General features: G+C 68.7%; 12 protein-coding genes. 9 read left to right on the top strand and 3 right to left on the bottom strand.

The window, feature by feature from the left end:
* From infB to truB, 8 genes are all read left to right on the top strand, one after another.
* Positions 1 to 2,648 (top strand): translation initiation factor IF-2 (gene infB / locus ACFWPH_RS04045; RefSeq protein ID WP_378747977.1); only part of this gene is annotated, 2,648 nt, incomplete at its 5' end.
* Between the two features lie 122 nt (positions 2,649 to 2,770).
* The gene (locus ACFWPH_RS04040; protein WP_378747976.1) at positions 2,771 to 3,061 is read left to right on the top strand and encodes a DUF503 domain-containing protein; all 291 of its coding nucleotides are present in this window, start codon (positions 2,771 to 2,773) and stop codon (positions 3,059 to 3,061) included.
* Positions 3,062 to 3,077: 16 nt separating this feature from the next.
* Positions 3,078 to 3,518 carry a 30S ribosome-binding factor RbfA gene (gene rbfA, locus ACFWPH_RS04035; RefSeq protein WP_280413916.1) on the top strand — a complete coding sequence of 147 codons (441 nt, stop codon included), beginning with the start codon at positions 3,078 to 3,080 and terminating at the stop codon, positions 3,516 to 3,518.
* 6 nt (positions 3,519 to 3,524) lie between these two features.
* Positions 3,525 to 4,532 (top strand): bifunctional oligoribonuclease/PAP phosphatase NrnA, encoded by a 1,008-nt coding sequence (locus ACFWPH_RS04030; protein WP_378747975.1) that lies wholly within the window; start codon positions 3,525 to 3,527, stop codon positions 4,530 to 4,532.
* Positions 4,533 to 4,601: 69 nt separating this feature from the next.
* Complete coding sequence (locus ACFWPH_RS04025) at positions 4,602 to 5,948, top strand: MATE family efflux transporter (RefSeq protein ID WP_378747974.1); 1,347 nt, start codon at positions 4,602 to 4,604, stop codon at positions 5,946 to 5,948.
* 115 nt (positions 5,949 to 6,063) lie between these two features.
* Positions 6,064 to 7,023, top strand: a complete 960-nt coding sequence (locus ACFWPH_RS04020; protein WP_378748240.1) for a metallophosphoesterase family protein — start codon at positions 6,064 to 6,066, stop codon at positions 7,021 to 7,023.
* Between the two features lie 36 nt (positions 7,024 to 7,059).
* Entirely contained in the window at positions 7,060 to 7,728 is a 669-nt protein-coding gene (npt, locus tag ACFWPH_RS04015) for a 4'-phosphopantetheinyl transferase Npt (protein WP_378747972.1), read from the top strand.
* A complete protein-coding gene (gene truB, locus ACFWPH_RS04010) occupies positions 7,728 to 8,627 on the top strand; it encodes a tRNA pseudouridine(55) synthase TruB (RefSeq protein WP_378747971.1) in 900 nt (299 codons plus the stop codon). The genes npt and truB overlap by 1 nt, the downstream gene beginning before the upstream one ends.
* 527 nt (positions 8,628 to 9,154) lie before the next feature.
* Here truB and ACFWPH_RS04005 read toward each other — a convergent pair.
* The 3 genes from ACFWPH_RS04005 to ACFWPH_RS03995 are packed head-to-tail and all read right to left on the bottom strand — an operon-like array spanning position 9,155 to position 11,339.
* On the bottom strand, positions 9,155 to 9,835 hold the full coding sequence (locus ACFWPH_RS04005; RefSeq protein WP_378747970.1) for a GntR family transcriptional regulator: 681 nt from the start codon (positions 9,833 to 9,835) through the stop codon (positions 9,155 to 9,157).
* Positions 9,822 to 10,553: a maleate cis-trans isomerase gene (locus ACFWPH_RS04000; RefSeq protein WP_378747969.1), complete on the bottom strand. Its 732-nt coding sequence runs from the start codon at positions 10,551 to 10,553 to the stop codon at positions 9,822 to 9,824. Before ACFWPH_RS04000 ends, ACFWPH_RS04005 begins: the two co-directional genes overlap by 14 nt.
* 45 nt (positions 10,554 to 10,598) lie before the next feature.
* On the bottom strand, positions 10,599 to 11,339 hold the full coding sequence (locus ACFWPH_RS03995; RefSeq protein WP_280413908.1) for an Asp/Glu/hydantoin racemase: 741 nt from the start codon (positions 11,337 to 11,339) through the stop codon (positions 10,599 to 10,601).
* Between the two features lie 86 nt (positions 11,340 to 11,425).
* Between ACFWPH_RS03995 and ACFWPH_RS03990 the strand changes: the two genes are divergently transcribed.
* Positions 11,426 to 12,391 carry a D-2-hydroxyacid dehydrogenase gene (locus tag ACFWPH_RS03990; RefSeq protein WP_378747968.1) on the top strand — a complete coding sequence of 322 codons (966 nt, stop codon included), beginning with the start codon at positions 11,426 to 11,428 and terminating at the stop codon, positions 12,389 to 12,391.
* Positions 12,392 to 12,393: the final 2 nt, after the last annotated feature.

Genomic DNA, 12,393 nt, shown 5'->3' with positions numbered 1-12,393 from the left:
CCAAATCCAGCCGGTTGCCCGAGAGCGCGCCGCCCCTGGCCACCAACGACGTACAGAAGCCGCCAGTGGGGCCGCGGCCCGGCCCGGCGGTGAAACCGGGTCCGGCGCCGGCCCCCAGCCGGGAAGCGGCGCAGGCTCCGGCAGCCAAACCGGCCACCCCCGCCGCCCGCCCGGGTGCCCAGCAGCGTCCGGCCGCGCCCGGCCAGAGCCCGGCCCGGCCCGGCCCGAAACCCGGTCCGAAACCGCCTCGGGTCGGCAACAACCCGTACTCTTCGGCGCCCGAGCGTGAGCGTCCGACACCGCGTCCGCAGCCGGGCCCCCGCCCGACTCCGGGGCAGGGTGGCCCGCGTCCGGGTCCGGCGCAGGGCGGTCCCCGTCCGGGTCAGGGCGGTCCCCGTCCCGGTCAGAACGCTCCGCGTCCCGGCCCCGGCGGCCAGCGTCCCGCGGCTGCTCAGGGCGGTCCCCGTCCCGGTGGTCCGCGGCCGAGCCCGGCCTCCATGCCGCCCCGTCCGACCCCCGGCGCCATGCCTCAGCGTTCGGCGCGTCCCGGCCCCGCAGCGGGCGGCCGTCCCGGCCGTCCCGGCGCCGGTGGCGGCGGTCGTCCCGGTGGTGGCGGCGGTTACCGCGGTGGCGGCGGCGCACCCGCCGGTACCGGTGCCCCCGCCGGCGGTGGCGGCTTCCGCGGTCGTCCCGGTGGCGGCCGTCCGGGTGGACCCGGTGGTCGCGGTGGCGCGGCCGGTGCCTTCGGTCGTCCCGGTGGCGCGCCCCGGCGTGGTCGTAAGTCGAAGCGGCAGAAGCGCCAGGAATACGATTCGATGCAGGCACCGTCGGTCGGCGGTGTGCGGCTGCCACGCGGTAACGGTGAGGTCATCCGCCTCGCCCGCGGCGCGTCGCTGTCCGATTTCGCGGAGAAGATCGACGCCAACCCGGCCGCCTTGGTGCAGGCGCTGTTCAATCTCGGCGAAATGGTCACCGCGACCCAGTCGGTGAACGACGAGACCCTGGAACTGCTCGGCGGCGAGATGAACTACGTCGTGCACGTGGTCAGCCCCGAGGACGAGGACCGCGAGCTGCTGGAATCCTTCGACCTCACCTACGGCGAGGACGAAGGCGGCGAGGAAGACCTCGAACAGCGGCCGCCGGTGGTCACCGTCATGGGCCACGTCGATCACGGTAAGACCCGGTTGCTGGACACCATCCGTAAGGCCAACGTCCGCGAGGGCGAGGCCGGCGGTATCACCCAGCACATCGGCGCCTACCAGGTGATGACCCATCTCGGCGAGGAAGACCGGCCGATCACCTTCATCGACACCCCGGGTCACGAGGCGTTCACCGCCATGCGTGCCCGCGGTGCGAAGGCCACCGATATCGCGATCCTGGTTGTCGCCGCCGACGACGGTGTGATGCCGCAGACGGTGGAGGCGATCAACCACGCGCAGGCGGCCGATGTGCCGATCGTCGTGGCGGTCAACAAGATCGACAAGGAAGGCGCGAACCCGGAGAAGATCCGGCAGCAGCTGACCGAGTACAACCTGGTGGCCGAGGAATACGGCGGCGAAACCATGTTCGTCGATATCTCCGCCCGGGAGAACATCAATATCGACGCGCTGCTCGAAGCCGTGCTGCTCACCGCCGATGCTGCCCTGGACCTGCGGGCCAATCCGGAGCAGGACGCCCAGGGTGTGGCCATCGAAGCGCATCTGGACCGCGGTCGCGGCCCGGTCGCCACGGTGCTCATCCAGCGCGGCACGCTGCGGGTCGGTGATTCGATCGTCGCGGGCGACGCCTACGGTCGCGTCCGGCGCATGGTCGACGAGCACGGGGCCGATGTCGAGGCGGCGCTGCCGTCGCGACCGGTCCAGGTCGTCGGCTTCACCTCGGTACCCGGCGCGGGAGACAACCTGCTCGTCGTCGACGAGGACCGGATCGCCCGGCAGATCGCCGACCGGCGCAATGCGCGTAAGCGCAATGCCCTGGCCGCGCGTAGCCGTAAGCGGATCAGCCTCGAGGATCTGGATGCCGCGCTGAAGGAAACCAGCGAGCTGAACCTGATCCTCAAGGGCGACAACTCCGGTACCGTCGAGGCGCTGGAAGAGGCCCTGCTCGGGATCGAGATCGACGACGAGGTGCGCCTGCGGGTCATCGACCGCGGTGTCGGTGGTGTCACCGAAACCAACGTCAACCTGGCGTCGGCGTCGAACGCGATCATCATCGGGTTCAACGTGCGGGCCGAGGGCAAGGCCACCGAACTGGCCAACCGCGAAGGCGTGGACATCCGGTACTACTCGGTGATCTACCAGGCCATCGACGAGATCGAGAGCGCGCTCAAGGGCATGCTCAAGCCGATCTACGAAGAGGTCGAACTGGGCCGCGCCGAGATCCGGGCGATCTTCCGGTCGTCCAAGATCGGTCTCATCGCCGGCTGCATGGTCACCTCGGGCGTCGTCAAACGCAATGCCAAGGCACGTCTGCTCCGCGACAACATGGTGGTCGCCGAATCCACGACGATCAGCTCGTTGCGCCGTGAGAAGGACGACGCCATGGAGGTCCGCGAAGGCTTCGAATGCGGTATGACGCTGACGTACTCCGATATCAAGGAGGGCGACATCATCGAGGCCTACGAGTTGCGCGAGAAGCCGCGCGACTGACTGTGATACGGGCCCGGACTGGTTGTCCGGGCCCGATCATCGATACCGGCACGACAGGCTCCGGGACTCGCCGCGCACCGGTGGGCCCCGGTGCCGTGTCGTCGCTATAACTGGGAGGTTGCGTGTACCTCGGTGCACTCGAATTCGACATCCTGCTGGGTGATGTGCACTCTCTGAAGGAGAAGCGTTCGGTGGTGCGGCCCATCCTGGCCGAACTCCAGCGTTTCGGGGTCAGTACCGCCGAGGCGGGGGAACACGACCGCTACCGGCGCACCCTGCTCGCCGTGGGGATGGTGGCGGCCGGTATGGATCATCTGACGGCCGTGCTCGACAAATGCGAACGCCATGTCGCGGCCCGTCCGGAGTTACAGTTGCTGGCAGTACGCCGCCGCGTCTTCGGACCCGAGGACTGAAGGGAAAGGAGCGGCCATGGTGGATCAAGCCAGGGCACGCCGGCTCGCCAAACGGATCTCAGCGATCGTGGCCACCGCGATCGAATACGAGATCAAGGATCCGCGGCTGCGTTTCGTCACCGTCACCGACGCCAAGGTCACCGGCGATCTCCGCGAGGCGACCATCTACTACACCGTCATGGGTGAAACCGTCGACGCCGAACCCGACTACACCGCCGCCGCGGCCGGTCTGGAGAAGGCCAAGGGTGTGCTGCGGTCGAAAGTGGGCGCAGGCACCGGGGTGAAATTCACCCCGACCTTGGCGTTCGTTCTCGACACCGTGCCCGACGCGGCCCGGCAGATGGAGGATCTGCTGGCCCGGGCCCGGGCCGCCGACGACGAGGTCGCCCGGGTAGCGGCCGAGGCGAAACCCGCCGGCGACGCCGATCCGTACAAAACACCCCGCGACGACGACTGAGCCGCTATGACCACAACCGGTGCCGCCGTGGATTACGCGGCGGCAGTACGGGTGCTCGATACCGCGCGTTCGGTCACCGTCCTCTGCCATATCCAGCCCGATGCCGACACCCTCGGTAGCGGGCTGGCCCTTGCCCAGGTCCTGGACCGGCGGGGTGTACCGGTGCGGGTGTCGTTCGCCGAACCCGCCGAACTGCCGTATGCGCTGCGCACGCTGCCGGGGTCGCGGTTGCTGGTCCCGCCGGCCGAGGTACCGGCCGAGGTGGACGTGCTGGTGACGGTCGACTGCGGTAGTGCGGGACGGCTGGGCGCGCTGGCCGACCGGCTGGCGGGCGCCGGGATCACACTGGTGATCGACCATCACCGGTCGAACACCCGGTTCGGTGCGGTCAACCTGATCGACCCGGACGCGGTGTCCACGGCGAGTGTGCTCACCGCGTTGCTGGATCGGTGGCAGGAGCCGATCGACGCCGATATCGCCCACTGCCTGTTCGCGGGTCTGGCCACCGACAGCGGGTCGTTCCGCTGGGTGACGCCCGGCACGCATGCCTTGGCCGAACGGTTGCTGGCCACCGGGATAGATGGTGGCGCGATCACCCGAACCCTGATGGACACCCATCCGTTCGCCTGGTTGCAGATGCTGTCCACGGTGCTCGCCTCCGCACGGCTCGAGCCCGAGGCCCACGGTGGGACCGGCCTGGTCGCCGCGTTCGTACTGGCCACCGATCTCGATGGGGTGCGGCAGGAAGAGGCCGAAAGCGTCGTCGATATCGTGCGAGCGACCGCCGAAGCCGGTATCGCTGCGGTGTTCAAAGAAGCCCGGCCCGTCGACGAGCGGCGGCGGTGGACGGTATCGCTGCGCTCCAAGGACAGCGGTCCCGGCACCGACGACGGCGCCGATGTCGCGGCCATCGCCACGAGGCTCGGCGGCGGCGGGCATCGTTATGCGGCCGGATACACGACCTATGGAGAGCCGGAGGAGATCCTCGGCCGGCTGCGCACCGTCCTGGCCTGAGGCTTACGACCGGTCGGCGGTCCCGGACCCGGTCTGCTGCGGGATAGGTGAGGATGGACAGGGAGTGATATGCAGGCGGAGGTGACGGCTTCGCCCACGGAGGTATCCGCCGGGCCACGGCGGATACTGGGGCTGGCGCTGCCGACTCTCGGCGTTCTGGTGGCCGAACCGATCTATCTGCTGTTCGATCTCGCGGTGGTCGGCCGGCTCGGCGCGTTGGCGCTGGCCGGGCTCGCTGTCGGTGGCCTGATTCTCACTCAGGTGAGTTCCCAGCTGACCTTCCTCGCCTACGGCACCACCGCGCGTTCCGCGCGACGGCACGGTGCGGGTGACGAACCCGGCGCGGTAGCGGAGGGTGTGCAGGCCAGCTGGCTGGCGGGCGGGATCGGAGTCCTGATTCTGCTGGTGGTCCAGATCGTGGCCGTCCCCGTCGCGGAGGTGATCGCGGGTGATGCCGAGATCGCGGCGGAGGCGCTGGCCTGGATGCGGATCGCGCTGTTCGGGGTCCCGCTGATTCTGCTGTCCATGGCCGGGAACGGGTGGATGCGCGGCGTCCAGCAGACGCGCCGGCCACTCACCTATGTGGTGGCGGGGCTCGCGTTGTCCGCGGTGCTGTGCCCGCTGCTGGTGCACGGACTCGCCGGGCTGCCGCGGCTGGGCCTGCCCGGTTCGGCGGTGGCCAATGTGATCGGTCAGCTGGTTACGGCGGTACTTTTCGTGAGCGCTCTGGTCCGGGCCCGGGTGTCGCTCGCGCCGCGGCTGCCGGTGATGAAGGCCCAGCTCGTCATGGGCCGCGATCTCATCGCGCGCAGCCTGGCGTTCCAGGCGTGCTTCGTTTCCGCCGCGGCGGTGGCGTCGCGGTTCGGTGCACCCTCGGTGGCGGCCCATCAGCTGGTGCTGCAGCTGTGGAATTTCCTCGCCCTCACTCTCGACTCACTGGCCATCGCCGCGCAGACACTGGTCGGTTCGGCGCTGGGCGCGCGCAACGCGGCGGGTGCACGGTCGGTGGCCCGCCGGGTCACCGCGTGGTCGACGGTGTTCGCATTGGGCCTGGCCGCGGTGTTCGCCGCGGGCGCGGCCTGGATACCGCCGCTGTTCACCGCTGATGCCGCGGTCCTGGACCGGACCGGTGTGGTGTGGTGGTTCTTCGTGGCGATGATTCCGGTGGCCGGTGTGGTGTTCGCGCTGGACGGAGTGCTGCTCGGCGCGGGCGACGCGGCCTACCTGCGGACCACCACGCTGGGTGCGGCACTGCTCGGTTTCCTGCCGGCGATCTGGCTGTCACTGGCGTTCGACTGGGGGATCGGTGGAATCTGGTGCGGGCTGATCGCGTTCATGCTGTTACGGCTGGCCGCGGTGAGTACGCGGTGGCTGTCGGGCCGCTGGGTCCGGGTCGGGGCCGAGATCCCGGCATGAGCGAACCGGGCCGGTGGCGCAGGGCCACCTTGCCGGGCCCTCGCTCATGCCCGTGGACACGGCGTGATCGTGGCAGGGCGCCGGAACGCTCCGGCGGTATGCGAAGGTAGGTGTGGTGATACCCAAGTTGATGGCGGTGAGCGATATCCATGTCGGTCACCAGGGCAACAAACCGGTCGTCGAGGAGATCCGCCCCGATTCGCCCGAGGATTGGCTGATCGTCGCCGGTGATGTCGCCGAACGCAGCGACGATATCCGCTGGGCCCTGAAACTGCTGCGCGAACGCTTCGCGAAGGTGATCTGGGTACCCGGTAACCACGAACTCTGGACGACCGCCAAAGATCCGGTGCAGATGCACGGGGCCGCCCGCTACGACTATCTGGTCGCCATGTGCCGGGACCTCGATGTACTCACGCCCGAGGATCCGTTCCCGGTGTGGACCGGTGCCGGTGCCGAGGCCTACGGCGGCGCGGTGACGCTGGCTCCGCTGTTCCTGCTCTATGACTACAGTTTCCGGCCCGAAGGTGCGCGCACCAAGGCCGAAGGACTGGCCATCGCCCGGGAACGCAATGTGGTGGCCACCGACGAATTCCTGCTCACCCCGGACCCCTACCTCACCCGCGACGCCTGGTGCGAGGCCAGGGTCCGGGCTACCCGCCGCAAACTGGACAACCTGCCCGACGGCACACCGCTGGTGCTGATCAACCATTTCCCGCTGGTCCGCGAACCCACCGATATGCTCTGGTATCCCGAATTCGCCCTGTGGTGCGGTACCGAGCACACCGCGGACTGGCACACCCGCTACAACGTTGTTTGCGCTGTCTACGGTCACCTGCACATTCCGCGCACCACCTATTACGACGGTGTCCGGTTCGAAGAGGTCTCGCTCGGCTATCCGCGGGAATGGCAGAAGCGCGGGAAACCCGAAAAACTGCTCCGCCAGATTTTGCCCGACCCCCAGTACGGGCCCGGCGACCTGAACGAGTGGGGCGGCCACTTCCAGGTGACGCCGGAGATGGCCGCCGCGGCCGCCGAGATGCGGGACAAGGCCCAGCGCCGCCGCGGGCTCGCCTGAACCCGCGACCGGCGACACCCAGTAGGCTCACCGACGATGATCGAGACAATCCTGCCCGCCGATATCGCCTCCGCCGAGTTGCTGGACTATCCGGAGGACCTGAAAGCGCACCCCGCCGAGGAACCGCTGATCGCGAAATCGGTGGAGAAGCGGCGCCGCGATTTCATCGGCGCGCGGCACTGTGCCCGCCAGGCACTCGCCCAACTGGGGGAGCCGCCGGCAGCGATCGGCAAAGGCGAACGCGGTGCGCCGGTATGGCCGCGCGGGATCGTCGGCAGCCTCACCCACTGTGACGGTTTCCGGGGCGCGGCGCTGGCGCATAAGCTGCGGTACCGCTCGATCGGGATCGACGCCGAACCACACGAAACCCTGCCCGAGGGTGTCCTGGATTCGGTGAGCCTGCCCGCGGAACGGGAGTGGCTGCGGAGCAGCGACTCCGGGCTGCATCTGGATCGGCTGCTGTTCTGCGCGAAGGAGGCCACCTACAAGGCGTGGTTCCCGCTCACCACCCGCTGGCTGGGTTTCGAGGACGCCCACATCACCTTCACGGTCGAGGAGCAGGGTGCCGGGGTCGGGGCGGGCACATTCCGGTCGGAACTGCTGGTGCCCGGGCAGACCGGCGACGGCGGCGTCCCCCTCACCTCGTTCGACGGCCGCTGGCTGATCACCGGCGGATTCATCCTGACCGCGATTGCGCACAGCTGATGACCGATATTTTGGGCGGTCTGCTGATCGTCGACAAACCCACCGGCCCGACCAGCCACGATATCGTGGCCCGGGCCCGGAAGCTGCTGCACACCAAGAAGGTCGGGCACGCCGGCACGCTCGACCCGATGGCCACGGGGGTGCTGGTACTCGGCGTGGAGCGCGCCACGAAACTACTGGGCCTGCTCACCCTCACCACCAAGGCCTACACCGCGACGATCCGGCTGGGCTGCGCCACCACCACCGATGACGCCGAGGGTGAAGTACTGACCACCGCGGCGGCCGGGCATATCACCGATGCCGATATCGCCGGGCAGGTCGCCGTGCTCACCGGTGATATCCAGCAGGTGCCGGCGACGGTGAGCGCCATCAAGGTCGGCGGTGAACGCGCCTACGCCCGGCACCGCGCGGGTGAAGAGGTGACGCTCGCCGCCCGGCCGGTCACGGTCTCCCGCTTCGACGTACTGGCCCGCCGCGATATCGCCGAGCCCGATGTGGTGGATCTGGATGTGGTCGTCGAATGCTCGTCGGGCACGTATATCCGCGCGCTGGCCCGCGATCTGGGTGCCGCGCTGGGAGTGGGCGGTCACCTGACCGCGTTACGCCGCACCAGGGTCGGCCCCTTCACGCTCGAACACGCCCGCACCCTCGAACAGCTGGCCGAGGACCCCGTTCCGAGCCTCGATATCGATGCCGCGGTGCGGTTGTCGTTCCCGCACCGTGTGATCGGTGCCGGCGATGCCGAGAAACTGCGGGACGGACGCTGGCTCGACCCGATCGGTACCTCGGGTGTCCATGCCGCCCTCACCGAGGACGGACGGGCCATCGCGCTGCTCCAGGAGAAAGGTAAGCGCGCCGCACCCGTACTGGTAGTGCGCCCGAGGGGTTTGGTCGACTGACAACTGGCGCTCGTTGGTACCCGCGCGGGGGTACGGGCCCGGCAACGGTCGTACGCTCGTCGCGAAGTGCCGACCGCGGAAACACTTCGACACCGGCCGGCGGAGTCGTACGTTCGGCGTGGTGACGCCTGTGCTGGTCGAGGGTGTATCCGACTTCTCGACCCGCCGAGGCCACGCGGCGGATCCGCCCACCGTGAGGGCGCGGGTCGTGAGCGCGGCGTTGCCGGGTGCGGTAGCGCGTCCGGGCTGCGGGCCGCGAGGTGCCGCTGTGCTGCACGTTGCCGGCCTCCGGGACATCGCCGGGCCTGCGGCGCGTGGGGAACCGAATGCCCCGGCACCACCATTCGACCGGCGGCGGGTGGCCGACGTCGCGGCGGCTGGACAGGGTGGCGACCACTACCGTGTTCGAGGTGCTCCCGTCCCGGAATTTCGGCAGGCGGTTCCGACACCGCACAAAAGGGGGTCACCGACCCGCTCAACTACTACCGCCGCGAACAGGGCGTGATCCGGGGCGGGCGAACTGTGGTTCAGCCTGGGATGGGTTCCTCGGCATATTGGCCGCGCAGGCGTTGGACGGCGTCGTCCATATGGTCGCGGAGCAGACGGTGGGCTCGACCCGGGGACGCGGCGCCGATCGCCTCCCGTAGTGCCACGTGCTCGTCCGCCTGTTCGCGGAGGTCGGGGTAGGTGGTTTGTAGTTTGCCCAGGCACATACGGGTTTCGATCAGTAGGGTGCGGGCCGCCCGAACCAGTCGCGTGCTGCCCGCCGCCGCGACGAGGGCCTCGTGGAACTGCTGGTCGGCGTCGGAGACCCCCGCGGCGTCGCCTGCCGCGGCCCGTTCGCGCATGATCCGCACGCTCGGTGCGAGTGCCTCGTAGGCGCTGTCGCGGCGGTCGTCGAGGATCAGGGCGAGCGCGCCTCCTTCGATCGCGGTGCGCGACCGGTAGATATCGACGACATCGGCGAGGGTGAGCTCGATGACGAAAATGCCGCGGTTGCGGATACTGTGCAGCAGACCCTCCGAGACCAGTCGCTGCATCGCTTCCCGGACCGGGCCGCGGGAGACCCCGAACTGCGCCGCGAGATCGGCCTCACCCAGCTGCGCTCCCGGTTCCAGTGCACCGCGCATGATCGCTTCGCGGAGGCGGTCGGCGATCATCTCCGCGGTGGAGCGCTGATTGACGGGTTCGAAATCAATTACCGACATATGCGGGCCTTTCCGCGAACAGCGCGCCCAGTGCCGGGACGATCCGGGGTGCGCCGGCGAGTCGCAACCCCTCCCAGATGGTGACCTGGTTGGCGGTGAGTACCGGCTTCCCCAGCGCGGCTTCCAGGCGGGGCAGCACCTCGAGGGTATGCATGGCGGTATCGGGGATCAGCAGTGCCTCAGCCTCCGGGTGATCGTTGGCCTGTGCCAGCGCCAGTACCTGTTCCGGTGTGAGGGTGCCTACTTCGGCGGCGGTTTCGATACCCGCGCTCGCGAACGCGGCCACGGTGATCCCGGCATCGGCCAGGAAATCGGCGAACAGCCCGGCCACATCCGCCGGGTAGCTCGCCGCGACTGCCACCCGCCGGATACCCAGCGCCCGCGCGGCCGCCACGAACGCGAAACTGGTGCTGGAAGCCGGAACGCCCGCGGCCTCGGCCAGCCCCCGGACCTGTTCGCGGGCGCCGTCCGGGCCGTAGACGAAACTGCCCGAGGTGCATGCCCAGACAACGGCATCCGGCCGGTGCGTGGCGAGCCGGGCGGCGCCGTCACGGAGTTTGGCCGGGCTGCCCAGATCCAGCAGTTCGGGGACCGCGTGCAGATCGGTGCCGTAGATATGGGCGACCGGCAGCCGCGCGTCCAGCAGGGCCTCCGCTCGTGGGTAATCGTCCTCGGCGGCATGGTCGGGGTAGATGAATCCGATGGTCGGTGCCGGCATGAGCCCTCCGTTTCCGAGCTGGGTTACGTTCGGGGACATCATCTTTCAGAACACCTCCAGCAGCCAGCGGCCCGGACCCATCATCGGCAGCTTCATCCGCCCGAGACAGGCCCACATGGTGAGCTGGTTGGCCGTGAGAATCGGTTTGCCCAGAACCTTCTCCAGCGGTTCGATGATGTCGTAGGTGGGCAGGTTCGTGCAGCTGACGAAGATCGCTTCGGCGCGCGGATCGTCGGCGCCGAGGATTCGTTCGGCAATGGTGCGGTAGTTGACCTTCCAGATTCCACCGCCCAGGCCGAGATGGTCGGAGCGGACCACCGCGCACCCCGCTTCGTCGAGGAAATCGCGCAGTTTGCCGGTGAGGACCTCGTCGTAGGGGGTCATGATCGACAGTTTCGTGATGCCGAGATGGCCGATCGCCTCGAGGAGCGCGCCGGAGGTCGTGACCGCGTTGGCCGCGCCGGCCCGGCAGATCGTTTCCCGCAGGGAACGTTCGTATTCGATGCCCTTGATGAAACTACCGGAGGTACACAGATAGGCCACGACTTCGGGTTCGACGTGCAGAACGTTGCGGGTCGCGGCGGTCAGATGGGTTGCATCGGAGACCAGTTCGGCCATGGCCAGCGATACCGGGACCGGTTCGTAGGGTGTGCGGGCCAGGTGCAGGCTCACCTCCAGCGGTGCCCAGCGCCAGAGTTCACGCTCCAGGGCGAGGTCGAACGGTGCGATGACACCGATGCCCCGTTGCGCGACCGGGCCCTCGATATCGGGAAAATCGAACTCCACTGTGGCCCCTCTCGCGCTCAGCCGGGAAGACCTCCGAGAACGATCGGATTGTTGACAATCATACGATGTGACCATACTGTGTCAATATGAAATCGGGCCCCATCGTCACGATTGTGCACAGTGACCAGCAGCCCGATCCGGCGCTGATGGCGCCGGTCAGTGCGCGGGCCAGGGTGCGCTACACGGATTCGGCCGGGTTGGCCGCCGCGCTGCCCGGTACCGATGTGCTGTTCGTCTACGACTTCCAGACCCGCGCGCTGCCCGATGCCTGGCCGGCGGCGGACCGGCTGAGCTGGCTGCATATCGGCGCCACCGGCGTCGATACGGTGATGTTCGACGAACTGCGCGACAGCGATGTGGTCGTCACCAACACCCGCGGCGTCTTCGATACCGCGATCGCCGAATACGTGCTCGGCCAGATCCTCGACTTCGCCAAAGACCTGTCCGGGTCGAAGCGGCTGCAGCGGCAGGAGATCTGGCAGCATCGCGAATCCGAGCGGATCGCCGGAACCACCGCGCTCGTCGTCGGCACCGGATCGATCGGTCGCGCCGTCGCCGGGTTGCTGCGGGCCGCTGGTATGCGGATCCGCGGGGTGGGCCGCCGTGCTCGCACCGATGACCCCGATTTCGGTACCGTCAGCACCGATCTGATCGCCGAGCTTCCCGGCGCCGACTATGTCGTCGCCATCGCCCCACTGACCGACGACACCCGGCATATGTTCGACGCCCGGGCCTTCGGTGCCATGAAACCGCATGCGCGCTTCGTCAATGTCGGGCGTGGTGAACTGGTGGTCACCGACGATCTGGTCACCGCGCTGGAGACCGGCGCGATCGCCGGGGCCGCGCTGGATGTGGTGGATCCGGAACCGCTACCACTCGGGCACCCCCTGTGGCAGTTGCCCAATGCGCATATCACCCCGCACAATTCTGGTGATTTCGCCGGCTGGCGTTCGGAGATCGTCACCGCGTTCACCGAGAATTTCGAACACTGGCTGGCCGGTCGGCCACTGGACAATGTCGTCGACAAGACGCTGGGGTATGTGCCCGGCTGAAG

Source organism: Nocardia sp. NPDC058499 (assembly GCF_042719915.1).
Taxonomy (GTDB): domain Bacteria; phylum Actinomycetota; class Actinomycetes; order Mycobacteriales; family Mycobacteriaceae; genus Nocardia.
This window is presented reverse-complemented; position numbering and strand designations above follow the sequence as displayed.

Bases quoted from the DNA above. Each gene is read 5' to 3' on its own strand.
- rbfA (WP_280413916.1), top strand. From the start codon at position 3,078: ATGGTGGATCAAGCCAGGGCACGCCGGCTCGCCAAACGGATCTCAGCG.
- ACFWPH_RS04030 (WP_378747975.1), top strand. From the start codon at position 3,525: ATGACCACAACCGGTGCCGCCGTGGATTACGCGGCGGCAGTACGGGTG.
- ACFWPH_RS04025 (WP_378747974.1), top strand. From the start codon at position 4,602: ATGCAGGCGGAGGTGACGGCTTCGCCCACGGAGGTATCCGCCGGGCCA.
- npt (WP_378747972.1), top strand. From the start codon at position 7,060: ATGATCGAGACAATCCTGCCCGCCGATATCGCCTCCGCCGAGTTGCTG.
- truB (WP_378747971.1), top strand. From the start codon at position 7,728: ATGACCGATATTTTGGGCGGTCTGCTGATCGTCGACAAACCCACCGGC.
- ACFWPH_RS04005 (WP_378747970.1), bottom strand. From the start codon at position 9,835: ATGTCGGTAATTGATTTCGAACCCGTCAATCAGCGCTCCACCGCGGAG.
- ACFWPH_RS04000 (WP_378747969.1), bottom strand. From the start codon at position 10,553: ATGCCGGCACCGACCATCGGATTCATCTACCCCGACCATGCCGCCGAG.
- ACFWPH_RS03990 (WP_378747968.1), top strand. From the start codon at position 11,426: ATGAAATCGGGCCCCATCGTCACGATTGTGCACAGTGACCAGCAGCCC.